This window comes from Microbacterium azadirachtae (genome assembly GCF_025583665.1).
GTDB lineage: Bacteria > Actinomycetota > Actinomycetes > Actinomycetales > Microbacteriaceae > Microbacterium > Microbacterium azadirachtae.
This window is the reverse complement of sequence record NZ_CP099706.1, coordinates 742753-762574: the sequence shown is the minus strand read 5'-3', so window position 1 is coordinate 762574 and position 19822 is coordinate 742753. Positions and strand designations below refer to the sequence as shown.

The following is a 19822-nucleotide window of genomic DNA, read 5'->3' as shown; positions in this document are numbered from 1 at the left end:
GGCAGGACCGGGTCAAGGCGCCGCGCCCCGGCACCGGGCGGCGCGGCCGTGACGGCCGACGGGACCGCATCGTCTCCCCGTAGAATCGATCGGTGAACATCGAGCACGACCCCGCGGTCCGGGGCTTCGCATCCGACAACTACTCCGGCATCCACCCCGAGGTGCTCGCAGCGATCACGGCGGCCAACGGCGGCCACCAGATCGCGTACGGCGAGGACCGGTACACCGAGCGGCTGCAGGAGGTGTTCCAGCACCACTTCGGCGAGGGCGTCGAGGCGTTCCCCGTCTTCAACGGCACCGGCGCGAACGTCACCGGCCTGCAGGCGATGCTGCCGCGCTGGGGCGCCGTGATCGCGGCGACGACGGCGCACATCAACGTCGACGAGGGCGGCGCGCCCGAGCGCATCGGCGGGTTCAAGATCCTCTCCGTGCCGACCGACGACGGCAAGCTCACCCCCGAGCTCGTCGACCGCGAGGCCTGGGGCTGGGGCGACGAGCACCGCGCCCAGCCGCTGGTCGTCTCGATCACCCAGTCCACCGAGGTCGGCACCCTCTACACCGCCGACGAGATCCGGGCGCTCGCCGACCACGCGCACGAGCGCGGCATGAAGCTGCACCTCGACGGGGCTCGCCTGTCCAACGCGGCCGCCGCCCTCGACCTGCCGCTGCGGGCCTTCACCCGCGACGCGGGCGTGGACGTGCTGAGCTTCGGCGGCACCAAGAACGGCGCGATGCTCGGCGAGGCGATCGTCGTGCTCACGCCCGGCGCGGCCGACGGCCTCGTCTACTCGCGCAAGTTCAACATGCAGCTCGCCTCGAAGATGCGGTTCGTGTCGGCGCAGCTGATCGCGCTGCTCGAGGGCGACCTGTACCTGCGCAACGCCCGTCACGCGAACGCGATGGCGCAGCGACTTCGTTCCTCGCTCGAGGCGGGGATCGCGGACGGCACCATCCAGGGCGTCGGATTCACCCAGCCGACCCAGTCGAACGGCGTCTTCGCGACGCTCCCCGACGGCGTCGCCGACCGCCTGCGCGAGACCTTCCGGTTCTACGACTGGGACGCCGCCCGCAACGAAGTGCGCTGGATGTGCGGATTCGACACGACCGAGGCCGACATCGACGCCCTGGTCTCCCTCGTCGCCGACGAGACCACCCGCTGAGGAACGATCCGCCGGGATGAGCCGGCGGACGGTGGGGGCGCGGCGCGGCTAGCGCAGCAGTCCGAGGTGCGCGAGCGCCTGCCGGATCAGCGTGCCGCGCCCGCCCTCCATCTCGGCGGCGAGCGCATCGCTGGCCGCCTCCTCCGGGCTGAACCAGGTCACCTCGAGCGCGTCCTGACGCGGCTCGCAGGTGCCCGTGACGGGCACCACGAACGCCAGCGAGACGGCGTGCTGCCGATCGTCGTGATAGGCGCTGACCCCCGGGAGGGGGAAGTACTCGGCCACCGTGAAGGGCGCGGGCGACGGGGGCAGCATCGGGAACGCCATCGGCCCGAGGTCGTTCTCCAGGTGCCGGAACAACGCATCGCGCACGGTCTCGCCGTAGCGCACGCGGCCGGAGACGATCGTGCGCGTGATCTCGCCGAGCGGCGTGGCGCGCAGCAGGATCCCGATGTCGGTGACGACACCGGATCCGTCGGTGCGCACCGGCACCGCCTCGACGTACAGCATCGGCAGCCGGCGCCGCGCCTGCGCGAGCTCGAAGTCGGTGAGCCAGCCGGGGTTCGCCCCGCCTGCGGCACCCAGACCGTCGAGCCCCGACGGGAGCCCTCCCGCGAGCGCGTCGGGGAGGCCGTCGTCGTCGGCCGGATCGGGGTCGGGTGTGCGTACCGCCATGATCCCTTTCTATCAGCGTCTCCCCCGCCTCACCCTGACATCTGCGGCAGGATGGTGACATGGCCGAACCCGTGGAGATCGATCGCGCCGCCGTGCGCCGGGCCCGGCACGGCGAACCGCTGCCTCTGCTCGTGCTGCTGCACGGCTACGGATCCGACGAGCGGGACCTGTTCTCGCTGGTCCCCTTCCTGCCCGAGGGCGTGGCGGTGGCGTCGCTGCCCGCGCCGCACGACGCGCCCTGGCCGATGCCCGGGCGCTCCTGGTACCCGATCGACGAGCTGGAACGGCGGGATCCCGCGTCGGTGACGGCCGCCGCCGACGCCGTGCTGCGCTGGCTCGACGAGGAGGCCGGCGGCGCGCCGTCGATCGCGCTCCTCGGCTTCTCGCAGGGCGCCTCGGTCGCACTGCAGGTCGCGCGACAGGATCCGGACCGCATCGCCGCGGTCGTGAACCTCAGCGGCTACGCGGCCCCGGGCGAGCTCCCCGGCGACGCCGCGCTGCGCGAGCGCCGCACCCCCGTGTTCTGGGGCCGCGGCACGCGCGACGACGTGATCCCGCCCGCGCTCGTCGACCACACCGCGCAGTGGCTGCCGGATCACTCCGAGCTCACGGGCCGGGTCTACCCGGGGCTGACGCACAGCGTGTCGGAGGACGAGCTCGCCGACGTGCGCCGCTTCCTCGAAGGCTGGCTCGCCGAGGTTCAGGCGTCGTCGTCGCGGGAGCCCGCGGAGGGCTGATCCGGGTCGCCGCCCGGCTCGGCCTCGGTGCCGGCCTCGGCTCCCGTCTCGGCCTCGGCTCCCGTCCCGGCCTCGGCACGGCGCCGCTGCTCATCGCGCTGCATCCGCGCGCCCGCCCACGTGAAGAGCACCATGACCGCCGCGCCGATCACGAGGCCGAGCGCGATGCCGGTTCCCATGTTGTGCAGCCCGGCGCCGAGCGCCACCCCGACGCCCATCCCGATCGCGAGCCCCGCACCGAGGCCCACCCGCCGCATCGCCTCGCCGGATCCCGGTCGTTGCTCCACCATGCCTCCAGGCTAGATCCGCGGGCGACTCTCCCCCTCCCCCGCACGGCGGATCTTCCCGGGACCGGCGCTCACCCGACGCCGAGGCGCCGCCCACCCCGACTGTTCCGGCGCCGCGACACGCCCGGGTTGCACGACGGCGGCGGGCCCGGTATCGTCGTCCGGGTCCTGTCCGCCGTGTAAGGAAGTCCCTTGATCTGAGTCGTCGCCTCCGCGTTCCATCCACGCGCTGATCCGACACTCCTTCCTGCCTCGCTCTCTTCGGCACAGGCTCTCCGGTCCTCGATCCGTCCTCTTCGCGACGGATCCGCCCGCCACGGGCTCCGCGCCGGATCCGGCATCAGCGCACCCGAACACCTTCCGGGAGTCGCCCCATGTCATCACCCACCCTTTCCTCCGCGGTCGTCCTGGACCGTCTCACCTTCCGCTGGCCCGACGGCTCCACCGCCCTCGACGCGGTCTCCGGAGCCTTCGGCACGGGCCGCACAGGTCTCGTCGGACGCAACGGATCCGGCAAGTCGACGCTGCTGCGCCTGATCGCCGGTGACCTCGCGCCGACGTCCGGTCGCATCACCGCGACCGGCGACGTGGCGTACCTGCCGCAGCGCCTCACCCTCGACACCCACGCCCGCGTCGCCGAGCTGCTGGGCGTCGCCCGTGCGCTCGACGCCGTGCGCGCCATCGCGGCCGGCGACGTCGACCCCGACCGGTTCGACGAGGTCGGCGACGACTGGGACGTGGAGGCCCGCGCCGCCGCGGCCCTCGCCGAGGCCGGCCTGGATCCGACGTTCCTCGACCGCACGGTCGGCGAGCTGTCCGGCGGCGAGGCGGTGCTCGTCGCGATCGCCGGGATCCGCGCCCGTCGTGCGCCCATCACGCTGCTGGACGAGCCGACGAACAACCTCGACCGCGAGGCGCGCGCACGCCTGGGCGAGATGGTGCAGTCGTGGCGCGGCACGCTCGTCGTGGTCAGCCACGACGTCGCCCTGCTCGAGCTCATGGACGACACGGCCGAGCTGTACGGCCACGAGCTCAGCGTGTTCGGCGGCCCGTACTCGGCCTGGCGCGCCTGGCTGGACGCCGAGCAGGATGCGGCGCGCCAGGCCGAGAAAGATGCCAAGCAGGCGTTCAAGAAGGAGAAGCGGCAGCGCATCGAGGCGGAGCTGAAGCTCGCGACCCGGTCGCAGATGGCCAAGAAGGCCGCTGAGGAGAAGCGCGTCCCGAAGATCATCGCGAACGGCCGGAAGATGGCCGCTCAGGTGTCGGCGGGGCGGCTGCGCACGGAGGTCGCCGAGAAGGAGGGCGCCGCGCGCAGCGCCCTCGACGAGGCGGGACGGCGCATCCGCGACGAGGCGACGATGAAGATCGAACTGCCGGATCCCGGGGTCTCCCGTGCGCGGCGCATCGCGACGATCGGCGATGCCGAGCGCTCCTGGACGATTCAGGGCCCGGAGCGGGTCGCGCTGATCGGCCGCAACGGCGTCGGCAAGACGACGCTGCTGCGCCGGCTGGTCACCGGACCCCACGACGAGCCCGGGCCGGAACACGCCGCCGGAGCCGACGCCGGGCCCGGGTACCCCGCCGGCCGAGCCGACGCCGGGCCCGGATATCCCGCCGGAGCCGAACACAGCGCAGGAGAATCGGCCCCCGCCGAGGCCGGATCCCCCGTCATGGCGCAGGATCTCCTGCGTTGTGTCGCGCACACCGATCGCATCGGGTACCTGCCGCAGCGGATCGACGGGCTCGACGAGCACGCGACGGTCGTGGAGAACGTCGCCGCGCGGGCGCCGGAGATCCCCGACAAGGAGCTGCGCAACAGGCTGGCCCGGTTCCTCATCCGCGGCGCCGCCATGGACCGGGAGGTGGGCTCGCTCTCGGGCGGGGAGCGCTTCCGCGTCGCCCTCGCGACCCTGCTGCTGGCCGACCCCGCCCCGCACCTCGTGGTGCTCGACGAGCCGACCAACAACCTCGACCTCGACACCGTCGACCAGGTCGTGCAGGCGCTGCGCGCCTACCGGGGCGCCGTGCTGATCGTGAGCCACGACGACGCGTTCCTGCGACGGCTGGATCTCGACCTCACGCTCGAGCTCGACGCCGACGGGATGCTCACCGAGGTCGACCTCGGCGCCTGATCCCTGGCTCCGCCTCGCCCCGCACCCGCCCGATCCGCGCGCCGGATCGGGCGGGTGCGCTGTGTCGCGCGGTTACGGCGCGTCGGGAATGCCGCCGCGGGAGGCTGCTGTTGCGCACGTCATGACAACCATCGGAATCATCGGAGCAGGACACATCGGCAGCGCCCTCGCGGAGGCGTTCGCGGGACTCGGCTACGACGTCGTGATCGCGAACTCCCGCGGCCCGGAGACGCTCGCCGAGCTCGTGGCGCGACTCGGACCGCGGGTGACCGCATCCACCGCGACCGGGGCGGCCGAGGCCGCGGACGTCGCCGTCGTCACGGTGCCGCTCAAGGCCCTGAAGGACATTCCGGCGGCCCCGCTCGCCGGGAAGATCGTGCTCGACACGAACAACTACTACTTCGAGCGGGACGGTCACATCGATGCGCTCGACCGCGGCGAGACCACCACGTCGCAGCTCCTGCAGGAGCACCTGCCCGACTCCACGGTCGTGAAGGCGTTCAACCAGATCCGCGCCGGTGAGATCCTGACGACCGGTTCACCGGTGGGCACCCCGGATCGACGCGCTCTCGGCACGGCGAGCGACGACGACGAGGCGGTCGCGTTCGTGACCGACCTCTACGACCGCCTCGGGTTCGACACGGTGAGCGCGGGGCCGCTGAGCGAGTCGTGGCGCCTCGAGCGAGACCGTCCCGCCTACGTCACCCGGCAGAACGCCGAGGAGCTGCGGGCCAACCTCGCTGCGGCGAACCGCCTGCCCTGATCCAGGAGCCGCCCAGGCGGCGGGGGCAGGATGGGGCCATGAGCGACCTCGTCCGCCCCCGCAAGGGCCGTTTCATCGCCGGCGTCTGCGCCGGTCTCGCCCGCCGTTTCGGCATGCCCGTCGCGCTGGTCCGGATCATCGCGATCGTCGCGATGATCTTCGCCGGGCTGCCGCTGTGGGTCTACCTCGTGCTCTGGATCCTCATCCCCAGCGAGCGCTGAGCCGATCGGCGCTCAGGCGCGCCGCGCCCGCATCGCCCTGGTGTGGCCGAGGGCGGGGTCCGCGGCGAGCAGCGCGTACTCCTCCGATTCCCGGGGCACGAGCGCGACGCGTCCCTCCGCGTCGCTGACCACGCCCCAGCCGTAGCGCTTGCCGAGCGGCGAGGAGCGCAGACAGGCCTGCCCCTTCGCGAAGAAGGCGGCGCGGGCCTCGGCGTCGGACGGATCGATCCCCCGCCGCAGCGCCCAGGTGGAGAAGATCACGTCGTCCGAGGTGTGCACGAACGGGTGCTCCGCGATCAGCCGGTAGTGCAGCGCCGCGATCGTGGGGGCGTCGCCCGACGGCGGCTCCTCCGCGTGATCCGTCGGGCAGTCCTCCGCCACCTCGATGAACGTGCTCCGGTAGTTCGTGGTGTGCTCGGCCATGCCCTCATGCTCGCACCGCGCACCGACGCCGGGCGTGAAGTTCCGCGACAGTCCTGCGGCGGGGTTGCGCCCTGGGCGGATCCGCCCAGAATGTCGGCGGCACCGGGGAAGATGGACGGATGAGCGACACGGCGACCGGCACCGGGCACGAGGTGCTCGACCGGTTCACGCCCGCGACGCAGGACTGGTTCCGGGGGGCGTTCACGGCGCCCACGCCGGCGCAGGCGGGCGCCTGGGAGGCCATCTCCGGAGGGCGCAACGCCCTCGTCGTCGCGCCGACCGGATCCGGCAAGACGCTGTCCGCCTTCCTCTGGGCCATCGATCGCGTGTTCCGCGAGCGCGTGGCGGAGGCGGGATCCGCGTCCGCGGCGCCGTCCGCCGCCGGGGCGAAGGGCCGCAGGAAGAACGACGCGGAGCGGCCCGGCCGCACCCGGATCCTCTACATCTCGCCGCTCAAGGCCCTGGGCGTGGACGTCGAGCGCAACCTGCGGTCTCCGCTCATCGGCATCGGCCAGTCCGCCCGGCGCCTCGGCGTCCCGGCACCGGCGGTGACGGTGGGCGTGCGCTCGGGAGACACGACCTCGTCCGACCGGCGCAGGCTCGTCGTCGATCCGCCGGACATCCTCATCACCACACCCGAATCGCTGTACCTCATGCTCACCAGCCGCGCGGGCGACACCCTGCGCGACGTGCACACCGTCATCATCGACGAGGTGCACGCCGTCGCGGCCACCAAGCGCGGCGCCCATCTCGCGGTCAGCCTGGAACGGCTCGACCAGCTGCGCCGCGCCGCCGGTGCCGAGTCCCCGGTGCAGCGCATCGGGCTCAGCGCGACCGTGCGTCCGATCGACGAGGTGGCCCGCTTCCTCGGCGGCGCGCAGCCGGTCGAGATCGTGGCGCCGCCCGCGTCGAAGACGTTCGACCTCCAGGTCGTCGTGCCGGTCGAGGACATGCTCAACCCTCCACCGCCGCCCGGAACCGACGAGACGCCCCGGCCGTCCGGGGCCGAGCGGATCGACCAGGCGGTCGGCGGAGCGGACGCGTTCGGCGAGAACACCGAGATGACCGGATCCGTCTGGCCGCACGTGGAGGAGGCGATCGTCGACCGGATCCTGCAGAACCGCTCGACGATCGTGTTCGCGAACTCCCGGCGTCTGGCGGAGCGGCTCACCGGGCGGCTCAACGAGATCTACAGCGAGCGCCTCGGGCTCGACCTGCCCGCCGCCATGGTCCCCGCGGCCATGATGGCGCAGGCCGGTTCGACGGCCGGCGCGGATCCAGTGCTCGCCAAAGCGCACCACGGCTCGGTCTCGAAGGAGCAGCGCGCGCTCGTCGAGGAGGAGCTGAAGTCCGGGGTGCTGCGCTGCGTCGTCGCGACGAGCAGCCTCGAGCTCGGCATCGACATGGGCGCGGTCGACCTGGTGATCCAGGTGGAGGCGCCGCCGTCGGCCGCCTCGGGCCTGCAGCGCGTGGGGCGCGCCGGCCACCAGGTCGGCGAGATCAGCCGGGCCTCGCTGTTCCCGAAGCACCGCGGCGACGTGCTGCACACCGCGATCGTGACCGAGCGCATGCTCGCCGGGCAGATCGAGGCGATCTCCGTGCCGCGCAATCCGCTCGACATCCTCGCCCAGCAGACCGTCGCCGCCTGCGCGCTGGATCCGCTCGACGTCGAGCAGTGGTTCGACACCGTGCGCCGCAGCGCGCCGTTCGCCGCGCTCCCCCGCTCGGCGTACGAGGCGACCCTCGACCTGCTGGCCGGACGCTTCCCCTCCGACGAGTTCGCGGAGCTGCGCCCCCGCCTGGTGTGGGATCGTGACGCGGGCACCCTGACCGGTCGTCCGGGAGCGCAGCGCATCGCGGTGACGAGCGGCGGGACGATCCCCGACCGCGGCCTGTTCGGCGTGTTCGTCGCGGGCGAGACCACGGGGGCGCGCGTCGGCGAGCTCGACGAGGAGATGGTGTACGAGTCGCGGGTCGGCGACGTCTTCACGCTCGGCACCACGAGCTGGCGGATCGCCGAGATCACGCACGACCGCGTCAACGTGATCCCCGCGTTCGGACAGCCCGGCAAGGTGCCGTTCTGGCACGGCGACGGGCTGGGCCGGCCCTTCGAGCTCGGCGAGGCGCTGGGCGTCTTCAACCGGGAGGTGCACGGCGCGACCCCGGAGAAGGCCCGCGAGCGTCTCGCGGCGGCGGGGCTCGACGATCTCGCGCAGGCGAACCTCCTCGCGCATCTGAACGAGCAGAAGGAGTCGACCGGCACGCTGCCGACCGATCGCGCGCTCACGGTGGAGCGCAGCCGCGACGAGATCGGCGACTGGCGGGTGATCCTGCACTCCCCCTACGGGCAGACCGTGCACGCGCCCTGGGCGCTGGCCGTCAACGCCCGCATCCGCGAGCGCCTGGGCGTGGAGGGGTCGGCGGTCGCGAGCGACGACGGCATCATCGTGCGCGTGCCGGATGCCGACGCCGAGCCGCCCGGGGCTGAGCTCTTCGTGTTCGATCCCGAGGAGCTCGAGCGGATCGTCACCGACGAGGTCGGCGGGTCCGCCCTGTTCGCCTCCCGATTCCGCGAGTGCGCGGCGCGGGCGCTGCTCATGCCGCGGATGAACCCGAACCGGCGCACACCCCTCTGGCAGCAGCGGCAGCGTTCTGCCCAGCTGCTCGAAGTCGCGCGCAAGCACCCGACGTTCCCGATCATCCTGGAGACCCTGCGCGAGGTGCTGCAGGACGTGTACGACCTGCCGTCCCTGCGACGCCTCGCCACCGGCATCGCCGACCGGCGGATCCGGCTCGTCGAGGTGCAGACCGCGCAGCCGTCGCCGTTCGCCCGCGATCTGCTGTTCGGATACGTCGGCGCGTTCATGTACGAGGGCGACTCCCCGCTCGCCGAGCGCCGGGCTGCGGCGCTGTCGGTCGACCCCGCCCTGCTCGGCGAGCTGCTCGGCACGGTCGAGCTGCGGGAACTGCTGGATCCGGAGGTCATCGCGCAGTTCGAGCGCGAGGCGCAGCGCACGGATCCGGCCCGTCGCGCACGCGGCGTCGAGGGCGTGGCCGATCTGCTGCGCCTGCTCGGCCCGCTCGACGCGAGCGAGGTCGCGGCACGGCTGGAAGCTGATCCGGCGTCGGAGTCCGGCCGGTCCACGGAGGGCGTGGCCGCCGGGCACCTCTCGGCGCTGATCGACGCGCGCCGCGCGATCGAGGTCACGATCGGCGGGGTGCGCCGCACCGCCGCGATCGAGGACGCCGGGCGCCTGCGCGACGCGCTGGGCGTGCCGCTGCCCGTGGGGATCCCGGTGGCGTTCCTGGAGCCGGTGGCGGATCCTCTCGGCGATCTGGTCGCCCGCCACGCGCGCACGCATGGCCCGTTCCTCGGATCCGCGGTCGCCGCCCGGTTCGGGATCGGACCGGCCGTTGTGCGGCAGACGCTGCAGCGGCTCGAGGCCGACGGGCGCGTGACGAGCGGGTTCTTCCTGCCCAGCCCAGACCCCTCGTGGGAGGCGGAAGACGCGGAGCCCGATGCCACGAGCGGACGCCGCGCGTCGGCCACCTCGGCCGGGCCCGACGAGACCGAGTGGTGCGACAGCGAGGTGCTGCGCCGACTGCGGATGCGCTCCCTCGCGGCGATCCGGGGCAGCGTCGAGCCGGTCTCGCCCACCGCCTTCGCGCGTTTCCTGCCGGAATGGCAGCATCACACCCGCCCGCTCGAGGGCGTGGACGGCGTCGCCGCGGTGATCGAGCAGCTCGCCGGCGTGCCCATTCCGGCGAGCGCCTGGGAATCGCTGGTGCTCCCGCAGCGCGTGCGCGACTACACCCCCGCGCTCCTCGACGAGCTGACGAGCTCCGGCGAGATCGTCTGGGCCGGCCATGGAGCGCTTCCGGGCCGCGACGGCTGGGTGTCGCTGCACCCCGCCGACCTCGCGCCGTTGACCGTGCCCTTCGCCGAGGAGGCCCCCGAGGAGGGGTCCCTCGAGGCGCAGCTGCTCGCCGCCCTCGCCTCGGGAGGCGCCTACTTCGCGGCGCAGCTGCGTGAGGCCACCGGCGCCGAGAACGAGGCCTCCGTGGTCGAGGCGCTGTGGAATCTCGCCTGGTCGGGGCACGTGACGAACGACACGTTCGCACCGATCCGGGCGCTGTTGAGCGGTGGCAGCCAGGCGCACAAGGTCACCCGCCGGGCCCCGCGCACGCGGACGTTCCGCGGGATGTCGCTTGCGCGCCCCGCCTCGACGCCGCGGCCGCTGTCGGTGGGCGGACGGTGGTCGCTGCTCCCGGAGGCGGAGACGGATCCCGCCCGGCGCGCGACGGTCTCGGCGGGACTGCTGCTCGACCGCTACGGCGTCGTCACCCGCGGATCGGTGCAGGCCGAGGGCATGCCGGGCGGCTTCGCGCAGGCCTATCGCGTCCTCGCCGGCTTCGAGGAGGCCGGGCACTGCCGCCGCGGCTACGTGATCGAGAAGCTCGGCGCCGCGCAGTTCGCGGCCTCCGCCACGATCGACAGGCTGCGCACCTTCGCCGGCCTCGCCGATCCGCCGCCGCGCACCGCGCGCACGCTCGCCGCGACCGACCCCGCGAGCCCCTACGGCGCCGCGCTCGGCTGGCCCCGGCTGGACGAGGTCTCGCACCGCCCCGGCCGCAAGGCGGGCGCGCTCGTGGTGCTCGTCGACGGCGCCCTCGTGCTGTATCTGGAGAGGGGCGGCAAGACCGTGCTCGCGTTCTCCGACGACGAGGAGGAGCTGCGCGCGGCGACGGCCGACCTCGCCGCGACCGCTCGCGCCCGGCGGCTGGAGACCCTCACGGTCGAGAAGGTGAACGGCGAGGGCATGTACGACCGCGGCGCGGACGGATCCGGGCGCGGCCCGGTGCTCGGCCGGCTGCTGCAGGAGGCCGGCTTCGTCGCGACCCCGCGCGGCTACACCCTGCGCAAGGCGCTGTGACGGCGCCCGTGCGCAGGAACGCCGCGCATACGCTGGGGACATGATCCGCGAGTTCGCCGCCGGCGTCGGCACGCTGCTGCGCGGGTTCGGTCTGTGGCGCACCCGCCCGCGTCTGCTCGCGCTCGGGCTGATCCCGGCCGTGATCGCCTTTCTCGTGCTCGCCGCCCTCCTGATCCCGCTCGGATTGTCGCTGGGCGGGATCACCGCGTGGATGACGCCGTTCGCCGACGGCTGGATCTCCGGCTGGCGTGACGCCCTGCGCGTCGCGCTCGGCATCGTGCTGTTCGTGGCGGGCGCGGTGCTGTCCGGCCTGGTCTTCACGGCGCTCACGCTCACGATCGGCGACCCGTTCTACCAGCGCATCTGGCGCGAGGTGGAGCGCGAGCTGGGCGGCCCCGAGCCCACGGGGGAGACGGGCTTCTGGTCCACCGTCGGCGAGGGCCTGCGCCTCATCGTGCTCGGCGCCCTGGTCGCGCTGCTCACCCTGGTGCTGGGTCTCGTCCCGGTCGTCGGCGGCGTGCTCGCCACCGTCGTGGGCGTGCTGCTCTCCGGGCGCCTGCTGGCGCGGGAGCTCACGGGCCGGGCCTTCGACGCCCGCGGCCTGAGCGGCGACGACCGCGCACGGCTGCTCGCGTCCGGACGCGCGCGGGTGCTCGGCTTCGGCGTGGCCGCACAGCTGTGCTTCCTGGTGCCGCTGGGCGCCGTCGTCACGATGCCCGCCGCCGTCGCCGGATCCACGATGCTCGCCCGCGCACTCTCGGACCGCGCGGCGGACGTCGCGACGGAGGCGGCGCGCCATGCCTGAGGGCGACACCGTCTACCGGGTGGCGCACCGCCTGGACCGCGCGCTGCGCGGCGGCACGATCACCCGTTTCGACCTGCGCGTGCCCGAGCTCGCGAACGCCGACCTGACCGGATCCGTCGTGCACGGCGTGGTTCCCCGCGGCAAGCACATCCTCATGCGCATCGGTGCGCACACGCTGCGTTCGCATCTGCGCATGGACGGCGCCTGGCACCTGTACCGGCCCGGGGAGCGCTGGCGGGCGCCCGCGCACACGGCCCGCGCGATCGTCGGCACCGCCGATGTCGAGGCGGTCGGCTTCGAAGTGTCGATGCTCGCCCTCGTGCCGACCACGGAGGAGGCCTCGCTCGTCTCGCACCTGGGACCGGATCCGCTGAGCGACGACTGGGATCCGGCGGAGGCCGCGCGACGGGTCGGGTCGGATCCGCGACCGATCCACGTCGCGCTGCTCGATCAGCGCAACGTCGCCGGTTTCGGCAACGAGTACGCGGCGGAGCTGCTGTTCCTGCGCGGCGTGCTGCCCACGCGCCCGGCGACCGAGGTGGATGCGGCGGCGCTCCTCGATCTCGGAGCGCGCACCATCCGCGCCAACCGCGACCGGATCGACCGCACGTTCACCGGCGTCGCCCTCCGCGGCCGGACCACCTGGGTCTACGGGCGAGGGCGGCGCCCCTGCCGCCGCTGCGGCACGCTCATCCGGACGGGCGAGCTGGGCGCCGACCCTACCGAGGAACGCCGCACCTTCTGGTGCCCGCGCTGCCAGCGCTGACGCCCGGGCCACGCCCCCTCCTCCCTGCTCGCTGGTCGCGATTGGCGGGTTTCCGCGGCACAAAGCCGCAGTCCGCGACCAGCGAACCGCCCCCTCCGCCGGGAACGAGAGGACCCTCTCCGCCGGGAACGAGAAGACGCGCACCTCCCCGGAGGAGATGCGCGTCTTCGGTGCGGCCCGCGGGCCGCGGCGTTCAGGCCGCGAGCCAGAGGCCCTTGCGGTCGGTGTCCAGATTCATGCCGGCGGCGACGGTCTCGTCATCGCCGATCTTCGCACCGCGGGCGATGTGCGCGCCGGTGCCGATCTCGGTGCGCACGCCGATCGTGGCGCCATCCCCGATCACGGCGCCCTGCCCGATGTGGGCATGGGCCTCGATCCGGGCGTTGACGCCCACGATCGCCTCGGGCTCGATCCAGGCGCCGCGCGCGACATGCGCGCCGGCCCCGACCTTCGCACCCGGTTCGACATAGGCGCCGGCCTCCACGACCGCCTGCGGGTGCACCTTGGCACCGTGCGCGATCAGACCACGGCCGTTGGCGTGCTTGCGGTAGCGCAGCGTGCCTCCACGGCCGTCCTCGATGTCGACGTAGTTCTTACCCACGAAAACCTCCCGTGCCCGGGACTTTCCCCGGATACATCTGCAACCTCGCGCGCGTCGGATCTATTCCCGCGCACGCATTTCGCGCGTGTCGGGTCCGGACCGCCGCGCGATGGTCGGACCGCCGCTGCCACGGCCGCGCCGGTACGCTGAACGCATGAGCAGGCGAGGCGGTTCCGGCGGACGCAAACCCGCGGTGCGCTCCGCCAAGGGCGGCGCCCGCAGCACCGCCGGCGGCCGGAACGCCGCGAAGACCGGCAAGGGCGCACCCAAGAGCGCGTCGCAACGGCCCGCGAAGAAGGCCGAGAAGGTCGTCTTCGACGCCCCTCCCGTCGTGCCCGAGGAGCCCCGCACCCTGCGCCTCGGCGCGGTGCCCGGCGCGACGCCCGGGCGCTGGATCGACACCTGGAACACCCGGATGCCGAATGTCACGCTCGAACTCGTGCCGATCCCGTTCGCCCGACAGCGCGCCGCGCTGACCGAGGGCGGGATCGATCTCGCCCTCGTGCGCGCCCCGTTCGACGACGACGGCATGCATGCGATCCCTCTCTACGAGGAGCTTCCCGTGGTGATCGCCTCGGCCGACTCGCACCTGCTCGCCGCCGACGAGCTGGTTCCTGCCGATCTCGAGGGCGAGACGCTGCTGACGACCGCGGAGGACGTGCTGGGCGTGCTGGCCCTGCCGACGACGCCGTCCGCGATCCCGCCCCTCGACACCATCGAGAACGCGGTGGAGACGGTCGCCGCCGGCGTCGGGATCCTCGTCGCCCCCATGTCGCTGGCGCGCCTGCACCACCGCAAGGACGTCGAATACCGGATCCTGCGCGACGCGCCCGTCTCTCCCGTGCTGCTGGCCTGGCCGAAAGGGGCGACGACCCCCGACATCGAGGCCTTCGTCGGCGTCGTCCGCGGCCGCACCGCGAACTCCTCGCGCTGATCCCGCGCTCACCTCGCTCCTCTCACCGTCCTCCGCGCGGCCCCCGCGCCGTTGTGCAGGGAGGCCGCGCGTTATGCAGGGCCGGCGGCCGTGGTGCGCCATCGGCGAACCGTCGTTCCGCGGTCTTCCGCGCCGGTCCCCCGGCACCGACCGCTCCCTCCCTGCACAACGCGAGCGTTCCCTGCACAACGGCCGGCACCCGGCGAGGCCCCGGCAGCGGCCCGGGCCTCGGCGCGCGGGTCAGGCCGCCCGGGCGGGCTCGGCCTGCGCCACCTCTGACGGAGCCGTGACGCGCAGGGCGCCGTCGACGGCGTCGACACGCACCCGGCCGCCGTCGCGGAGCTCGCCGGAGACGAACAGGTCGGCGATGCGGTCGTCGACCTCGCGCTGGATCAGGCGGCGCAGCGGTCGCGCCCCGTACTCCGGCTCGTAGCCGTGCTCGCCCAGCCACGCCACGGCGGCGTCGGTCACGTCCAGCGCGACCTCGCGGCCGTCGAGCCGTCGCTCCGTCGCCTGCAGCAGCAGGCGGACGATGCGGCCCAGCTCCTCGCGCCCGAGCTTCTGGAACAGCACGATCTCGTCGATGCGGTTCAGGAGCTCGGGGCGCATGGCCTCGTGCAGCTTGCCCATCACTCGCGCACGCAGATCCTCCTGCGAGGCGAACCCGTTCGCCGACGCGTCCTGCGAGGCGACGAAGCCGAGCGCCCCCGACCGCGAGGCGAGGAACTCGGATCCGATGTTCGAGGTCATCACGATCACCGTGTTGCGGAAGTCCACGGTGCGTCCCTGGCCGTCGGTGAGGCGTCCGTCGTCGAGCACCTGCAGCAGCAGGTTGAACACGTCGGGGTGCGCCTTCTCGATCTCGTCGAACAGCACGATCGAGTACGGGTTGCGCCGCACGCGCTCGGTGAGCTGCCCGGCCTCGTCGTAGCCGACGTATCCCGGAGGAGCACCGACGAGTCGCGACACCGTGTGCCGTTCCCCGAACTCGCTCATGTCGAAGCGGATGACGGCGGACTCGTCGTCGAGAAGGCGATCGGCGAGGGCCTTGGCCAGCTCGGTCTTGCCGACGCCGGTGGGCCCGAGGAACAGGAAGGATCCGACCGGCCGGCGCGCGTCGCCCATGCCCGTGCGGCTGCGCCGCACGGCACGGGCCACGGCCGTGACCGCGTCGTCCTGCCCGATCACCCGGGCGTGCAGCTCGGCCTCGAGATCGGCCAGCCGCTCGCGCTCGCTCTCGGAGACCCGGCTCACCGGGATCCCCGTCGCGCGGGCGATCACCGCGGCGATCTCCGCCTCGTCCACGATCGCGTCGCCGGTCTGCGACACGGGCGAGGGGGCGCCCGCGTCGTCGATCCGCGCCTGCACGGCGGCGATCTCGTCGCGGATGCGGGACGCCTCCTCGTAGTGCTCGGCGCCGACCGCGGCGTTCTTGCGCGCCTCCAGGTCGGCGAGCTCGGCGAAGAGCGCGGCGACGTCGGTCACGACGCCGAGGCGCAGCCGCAGGCGCGCGCCGGCCTGGTCGATCAGGTCGATCGCCTTGTCCGGCAGCACGCGGTCGGGCAGGTAGCGGGCGCTCAGCTCCACGGCGGCGCGCACGGCGTCGTCGGTGTAGGTCACCGCGTGGTGCTGCTCGTACGCGGGCTTCAGCCCCTCCAGGATCCGCACGGCGTCCTCGATCGACGGCTCGGCGACCTTGACCGGCTGGAAGCGGCGCTCGAGCGCCGGATCCTTCTCGATCCGCCGGTACTCGGCGAGGGTCGTCGCGCCGACCAGGTGCAGGTCGCCCCGCGCGAGGCGCGGCTTGAGGATGTTGCCGGCGTCCATGCCGCCGCCCTCGCCGGATCCTCCGGCGCCGACGACCGTGTGCACCTCGTCGATGAACACGACGATCTCGCCCTTGTGCGCGGCGATCTCGTCCATCGTCTGGGTGAGGCGCTCCTCGAAGTCGCCGCGGTAGCGGGTGCCCGACAGCATGGCGGGCAGATCGAGCGCCACGACGCGGCGGTCCTTCAGCGGAGCGGGCACGGCGCCGTCGACGATCGCGCGGGCGAGGCCCTCGACGATCGCGGTCTTGCCGACGCCGGCCTCTCCGATCAGCACCGGGTTGTTCTTGGTGCGACGGCTGAGGATCTCGATGGTCTGCTCGATCTCGTCGGCACGCCCGATCACCGGATCCAGCTCACCGGCCCGGGCCCGGGCGGTGAGGTCCAGGCCGAAGCGGTCGAGCATCGGCGTCTCGGAGGCGGGCTGGGTCGCGTCGGCCTCGGGAGCAGCCCCCGCGGTCACGGGTTCGCGCAGGCTCTGCGTCAGCGCCTCGGCGGTGACGCCGGCGCGAGCGAGGATCTGCCCCGCGGGCGCGTCCTGCCCGAGCACCAGGGCGAAGAAGATGTGCTCCGGCTCGATGTAGGTCGCCCCGGAGGATCGTGCCACCTGGTAGGCGTGGAACAGCGCACGGCTGGCTCCGGGGGTGATCGTCGCCGCCTCGACGTCGGACGCGTCGGCGGGCGCGGGCAGCCGCGCCTCGACGGCATCGACGATCGCCTTCGGCGTCACGCCGATGTTGCGGATGGCCTGGTCGACGGCGTCGTCCTCGACGACGGTGCGGAGGACGTGCAGGGCGTCGAGCTCGGTCTGGCCGCGCTCGAGCGCGAAGCGGCCGGCGCGCTGCAGCATCCGCTGGGCGCGCACGGTCAGGAACCGGCTGAGGTCGATGGACCGGGTCTGCCGGGCCTGCTCACCGGCCAGGTAGCGGGCGAGGAACTCGTCGAACGAGCCCGAACCCGCGTCGGTGAAGTCGTTGGGCATTTCGCTTCCTCTCAAACTTGAGCGTAGTGCTGTCAAGTTCAACGCGAGTCCTCCCTCCGTATTCCCGTCCGTTGCATCCGGACTTCGGCGGATCTCGCTGCTCGCCTAGAATCCAGGGATGGCCTCGCTCCTGTACGTCGGCGTGCGCCCTGAGCTGGATGCGGCCACGGCGGAGCGCGCGTCCTTCCGTGTCGCCCTCGGTGTCGGCCCCGAGGCGCTGGACCGCGTCGACCTCACCACCACGCCCCTGCCGGAGGACGCCTTCGACCGCTATGCCGGCTTCGTGATCGGGGGCTCCCCTTTCAACGTCACCGACGTCCGCAAGTCGGAGACCCAGCGACGGGTCGAGGCGGATCTCGAGCGGATCGCCGCGCGGGCGATCGACGGAGCCACCACGGCGTTCTTCACCTGCTTCGGGATCGGCGTCGTGACGCGCCTGCTGGGCGGCGTCGTCGGCAGCGACAACCCCGAGGAGGCCGCCGCCGCCGAGATCCGCACCACGCCCGAGGGCACGGAGGATCCGCTGTTCGCCGCGGCCGGACCCCGCTTCCATGCGTTCACCGCGCACAAGGAGGGTTCGACCCAGCCGCCCCCGGGCGCCGTGCTGCTCGCCGGCAACGACGCCTGTCCGGTGCAGGCCTATCGCGTCGGGGCCGACCTGTATGCGACGCAGTTCCACCCGGAGCCGTCGCCGCGCGACTTCGCCGACCGGATGGTCTTCTACCGCACCACCGGGTACTTCGACCCCGACGCGTTCCACACCGTGCAGGAGGCCATCCTGGAGTCGGTCGTCACCGAGCCGTCCCGGATCCTGCACCGGTTCGGCGCCCGCGCCCTGGCGCGCCATCGCGATCGCTGAGCGCCGGTCGCCTCAGCGCTCGCCGTGCAGCAGGGCGATCCGCTCGTCGAGGTAGGCGGCGAGCGGCATGAGCCCGCCGCCGACCGACCAGCGCACCGAGGGAACGCCGTCCGTCAGGACGAGCGGGCCGGAGGCGCCGCCGGCCGCGACCGCATCCAGGTCGATCGGTGCCCAGCCCACGTGCACGGTCTCGCCGTCGCGGAACCCGCCGCGGGAGGCCTCGGCGCGCCGCTCCGCCCTCGCGCGCGCCGACTCGGCCGCGTAGCCGCGGCGCACGGGCGCAGCCGCACGCAGCACCTCCGCGGTCGCGAAGACGGCGTCGTCGGCGATCAGCAGCACGCCCACATGCCACGCGGATCCGACGCGCACGATGCGCGGCGCCCGCCAGCGCGAGGTCTTCTCACGCCCGAGCGCCTCCCGGGGCACGTCGGAGAGGGCGGACCTGGCCCGTTCCAGAAGGGATCCGAGCGAGGCGGTCGATTCGGCGGTCACGCCTTCAGGCTAAGCCTCGCCCCGGGCAGCGCGGTGCGGACCGGCACGGTCCCTCGCGCCGCGCCCGGGTGCACGGTGACGACCCGCGACCGTGTGATCGATATCATGCACGTGGGCGGGAGGCTGCTCCCGTCCCTCGTCCACGAACGGATCCGATGACGACCGCCGCCCCGCCCGACCCCCGCCGCGTCCCCGCGATGGCCGACGTCGCGCGCCTCGCCGGGGTGTCGGCCCAGACGGTCTCCCGCACGCTGAGCGGCAACCCGAGCGTGCAGCCCGAGACGCGCGCCCGCGTGCTCGCCGCCGTGGAGCAGCTCGGCTATCGACGCAACAACGCCGCACGGGCCCTCTCCTCCGGGCGCAGCAGGGCGATCGGCGTGATCTCCCTGCGCACCGGGTTCTACTCCCGTTCGGCCGTGGCCGTCGGCATCGAGACGACCGCCGCCGACGCCGGCTACATCGTGAACTCGGTGACCACGCCGTCTCTCGACGCCGCCGAGATCGAAGCTGCGATGTCGCGGCTCGCCGATCAGGGCGTCGAGGGGATCGTTCTCGCGGTGCCGCTGATCTCCACGTCGCGGGCCATCGACGAGCTCACCCGCGCGGTGCCGACGATCACGATCGACGGGTCGCGCACCGCGTCGACCCAGGTGGTCGCGGTCGACCAGCGCGAGGTCGGCCTGATCGCGACCCGCCACCTGCTGGAGCTCGGCCATGAGACGGTCTGGCACGTCGCGGGCCCGCCGCAGTGGCTCGACGCGTCGAGCCGCGCCCAGGGCTGGCGGGACGCGCTCGCCGATGCGGGCCGCGAGGCCCCGCCCGAGATCACCGGCGATTGGTCGCCGGAGTCGGGGCACCGCGCGGGGCAGCTCCTGGCGCGGATCCCGGAGGTCACCGCGGTCTTCGTCGCGAGCGACGAGATGGCGTTCGGCCTCGCCCGCGCCTTCGCCGAGCACGGCCGTGCGATCCCGGACGACGTGTCGATCGTCGGCGTCGACGACATCCCGCTCGCGGAGTTCTGCTCCCCCGCCCTCACCACGGTCGCCCAGCCCTTCGGCGACGTCGGACGCGTGGCGGTCGAGCACCTGCTGCACGCCATCGCGCATCCGGATGCCGTGCCCCCGGCCGAGTCGATCGCCCCGCGGCTGATCGTCCGCGCCTCCACGGCTGCCCTGCGGCGCTGACCCTCGCGAGGCCCGCCGGTTCCGCGAGGACCGCGAGGGCG

At 73.5% G+C, this 19822-nt stretch carries 17 protein-coding genes; 11 read left to right on the top strand and 6 right to left on the bottom strand.

Features of this window, described 5'->3' with window-relative positions:
• Positions 1-92: 92 nt before the first annotated feature.
• Positions 93-1160, top strand: a complete 1068-nt coding sequence (locus NFX31_RS03610; protein ID WP_091478333.1) for a threonine aldolase family protein — start codon at positions 93-95, stop codon at positions 1158-1160.
• Positions 1161-1208: 48 nt separating this feature from the next.
• Here NFX31_RS03610 and NFX31_RS03605 read toward each other — a convergent pair whose 3' ends face one another.
• The gene (locus tag NFX31_RS03605) at positions 1209-1835 is read right to left on the bottom strand and encodes an NUDIX hydrolase family protein (protein WP_045250137.1); all 627 of its coding nucleotides are present in this window, start codon (positions 1833-1835) and stop codon (positions 1209-1211) included.
• Positions 1836-1894: 59 nt separating this feature from the next.
• Between NFX31_RS03605 and NFX31_RS03600 the strand changes: the two genes are divergently transcribed.
• Positions 1895-2572, top strand: a complete 678-nt coding sequence (locus NFX31_RS03600) for an alpha/beta hydrolase (protein ID WP_262956808.1) — start codon at positions 1895-1897, stop codon at positions 2570-2572.
• Here the strand turns inward: NFX31_RS03600 and NFX31_RS03595 are convergent.
• Positions 2536-2862, bottom strand: a complete 327-nt coding sequence (locus tag NFX31_RS03595; RefSeq protein ID WP_045250138.1) for a hypothetical protein — start codon at positions 2860-2862, stop codon at positions 2536-2538. The two genes, NFX31_RS03600 and NFX31_RS03595, sit on opposite strands and share 37 nt — an antisense overlap.
• 371 nt (positions 2863-3233) lie before the next feature.
• Here NFX31_RS03595 and NFX31_RS03590 point away from each other — a divergent pair, with 371 nt between their 5' ends.
• The 3 genes from NFX31_RS03590 (at position 3234) to NFX31_RS03580 (ending at position 5975) form a co-directional block, all read left to right on the top strand.
• Positions 3234-4991 (top strand): ABC-F family ATP-binding cassette domain-containing protein, encoded by a 1758-nt coding sequence (locus NFX31_RS03590; RefSeq protein ID WP_262956807.1) that lies wholly within the window; start codon positions 3234-3236, stop codon positions 4989-4991.
• A gap of 121 nt (positions 4992-5112) precedes the next feature.
• Positions 5113-5754: an NADPH-dependent F420 reductase gene (locus NFX31_RS03585; protein WP_262956806.1), complete on the top strand. Its 642-nt coding sequence runs from the start codon at positions 5113-5115 to the stop codon at positions 5752-5754.
• A 38-nt stretch (positions 5755-5792) separates the two neighbouring features.
• Entirely contained in the window at positions 5793-5975 is a 183-nt protein-coding gene (locus NFX31_RS03580) for a PspC domain-containing protein (RefSeq protein WP_045250141.1), read from the top strand.
• Between the two features lie 12 nt (positions 5976-5987).
• On the opposite strand, the gene NFX31_RS03575 is transcribed toward NFX31_RS03580, so the two are convergent.
• Positions 5988-6398 carry a DUF6157 family protein gene (locus NFX31_RS03575; protein WP_045250142.1) on the bottom strand — a complete coding sequence of 137 codons (411 nt, stop codon included), beginning with the start codon at positions 6396-6398 and terminating at the stop codon, positions 5988-5990.
• A gap of 119 nt (positions 6399-6517) precedes the next feature.
• On the opposite strand from NFX31_RS03575, the gene NFX31_RS03570 reads away from it, so the two are divergent.
• The 3 genes from NFX31_RS03570 to NFX31_RS03560 are packed head-to-tail and all read left to right on the top strand — an operon-like array spanning position 6518 to position 12903.
• Positions 6518-11332 (top strand): ATP-dependent helicase, encoded by a 4815-nt coding sequence (locus tag NFX31_RS03570; protein WP_262956805.1) that lies wholly within the window; start codon positions 6518-6520, stop codon positions 11330-11332.
• A 40-nt stretch (positions 11333-11372) separates the two neighbouring features.
• Positions 11373-12137 carry an EI24 domain-containing protein gene (locus NFX31_RS03565; protein WP_262956804.1) on the top strand — a complete coding sequence of 255 codons (765 nt, stop codon included), beginning with the start codon at positions 11373-11375 and terminating at the stop codon, positions 12135-12137.
• Positions 12130-12903 carry a DNA-formamidopyrimidine glycosylase family protein gene (locus tag NFX31_RS03560; protein ID WP_262956803.1) on the top strand — a complete coding sequence of 258 codons (774 nt, stop codon included), beginning with the start codon at positions 12130-12132 and terminating at the stop codon, positions 12901-12903. Before NFX31_RS03565 ends, NFX31_RS03560 begins: the two co-directional genes overlap by 8 nt.
• Positions 12904-13096: 193 nt before the next feature.
• Here the strand turns inward: NFX31_RS03560 and NFX31_RS03555 are convergent, their stop codons facing one another.
• Positions 13097-13504 carry a transferase gene (locus tag NFX31_RS03555; protein WP_045250146.1) on the bottom strand — a complete coding sequence of 136 codons (408 nt, stop codon included), beginning with the start codon at positions 13502-13504 and terminating at the stop codon, positions 13097-13099.
• Positions 13505-13658: 154 nt separating this feature from the next.
• Between NFX31_RS03555 and NFX31_RS03550 the strand changes: the two genes are divergently transcribed.
• Positions 13659-14438 (top strand): LysR family substrate-binding domain-containing protein, encoded by a 780-nt coding sequence (locus NFX31_RS03550; RefSeq protein WP_082072235.1) that lies wholly within the window; start codon positions 13659-13661, stop codon positions 14436-14438.
• Positions 14439-14678: 240 nt separating this feature from the next.
• Here the strand turns inward: NFX31_RS03550 and NFX31_RS03545 are convergent, their stop codons facing one another.
• Positions 14679-17246: an ATP-dependent Clp protease ATP-binding subunit gene (locus NFX31_RS03545; protein WP_262956802.1), complete on the bottom strand. Its 2568-nt coding sequence runs from the start codon at positions 17244-17246 to the stop codon at positions 14679-14681.
• A 118-nt stretch (positions 17247-17364) separates the two neighbouring features.
• On the opposite strand from NFX31_RS03545, the gene NFX31_RS03540 reads away from it, so the two are divergent.
• On the top strand, positions 17365-18105 hold the full coding sequence (locus NFX31_RS03540) for a glutamine amidotransferase-related protein (RefSeq protein WP_045250148.1): 741 nt from the start codon (positions 17365-17367) through the stop codon (positions 18103-18105).
• A gap of 12 nt (positions 18106-18117) precedes the next feature.
• Here NFX31_RS03540 and NFX31_RS03535 read toward each other — a convergent pair whose 3' ends face one another.
• Positions 18118-18597, bottom strand: a complete 480-nt coding sequence (locus tag NFX31_RS03535) for a glutaminase (protein ID WP_262956801.1) — start codon at positions 18595-18597, stop codon at positions 18118-18120.
• Positions 18598-18752: 155 nt separating this feature from the next.
• On the opposite strand from NFX31_RS03535, the gene NFX31_RS03530 reads away from it, so the two are divergent.
• Positions 18753-19781, top strand: a complete 1029-nt coding sequence (locus NFX31_RS03530) for a LacI family DNA-binding transcriptional regulator (protein ID WP_045250150.1) — start codon at positions 18753-18755, stop codon at positions 19779-19781.
• Positions 19782-19822 lie beyond the last annotated feature (41 nt).

Bases quoted from the DNA above. Each gene is read 5' to 3' on its own strand.
- NFX31_RS03565 (WP_262956804.1), top strand. From the start codon at position 11,373: ATGATCCGCGAGTTCGCCGCCGGCGTCGGCACGCTGCTGCGCGGGTTC.
- NFX31_RS03585 (WP_262956806.1), top strand. From the start codon at position 5,113: ATGACAACCATCGGAATCATCGGAGCAGGACACATCGGCAGCGCCCTC.
- NFX31_RS03590 (WP_262956807.1), top strand. From the start codon at position 3,234: ATGTCATCACCCACCCTTTCCTCCGCGGTCGTCCTGGACCGTCTCACC.
- NFX31_RS03580 (WP_045250141.1), top strand. From the start codon at position 5,793: ATGAGCGACCTCGTCCGCCCCCGCAAGGGCCGTTTCATCGCCGGCGTC.
- NFX31_RS03605 (WP_045250137.1), bottom strand. From the start codon at position 1,835: ATGGCGGTACGCACACCCGACCCCGATCCGGCCGACGACGACGGCCTC.
- NFX31_RS03560 (WP_262956803.1), top strand. From the start codon at position 12,130: ATGCCTGAGGGCGACACCGTCTACCGGGTGGCGCACCGCCTGGACCGC.
- NFX31_RS03530 (WP_045250150.1), top strand. From the start codon at position 18,753: ATGACGACCGCCGCCCCGCCCGACCCCCGCCGCGTCCCCGCGATGGCC.
- NFX31_RS03540 (WP_045250148.1), top strand. From the start codon at position 17,365: ATGGCCTCGCTCCTGTACGTCGGCGTGCGCCCTGAGCTGGATGCGGCC.
- NFX31_RS03570 (WP_262956805.1), top strand. From the start codon at position 6,518: ATGAGCGACACGGCGACCGGCACCGGGCACGAGGTGCTCGACCGGTTC.
- NFX31_RS03575 (WP_045250142.1), bottom strand. From the start codon at position 6,398: ATGGCCGAGCACACCACGAACTACCGGAGCACGTTCATCGAGGTGGCG.
- NFX31_RS03550 (WP_082072235.1), top strand. From the start codon at position 13,659: ATGAGCAGGCGAGGCGGTTCCGGCGGACGCAAACCCGCGGTGCGCTCC.
- NFX31_RS03595 (WP_045250138.1), bottom strand. From the start codon at position 2,862: ATGGTGGAGCAACGACCGGGATCCGGCGAGGCGATGCGGCGGGTGGGC.
- NFX31_RS03545 (WP_262956802.1), bottom strand. From the start codon at position 17,246: ATGCCCAACGACTTCACCGACGCGGGTTCGGGCTCGTTCGACGAGTTC.
- NFX31_RS03600 (WP_262956808.1), top strand. From the start codon at position 1,895: ATGGCCGAACCCGTGGAGATCGATCGCGCCGCCGTGCGCCGGGCCCGG.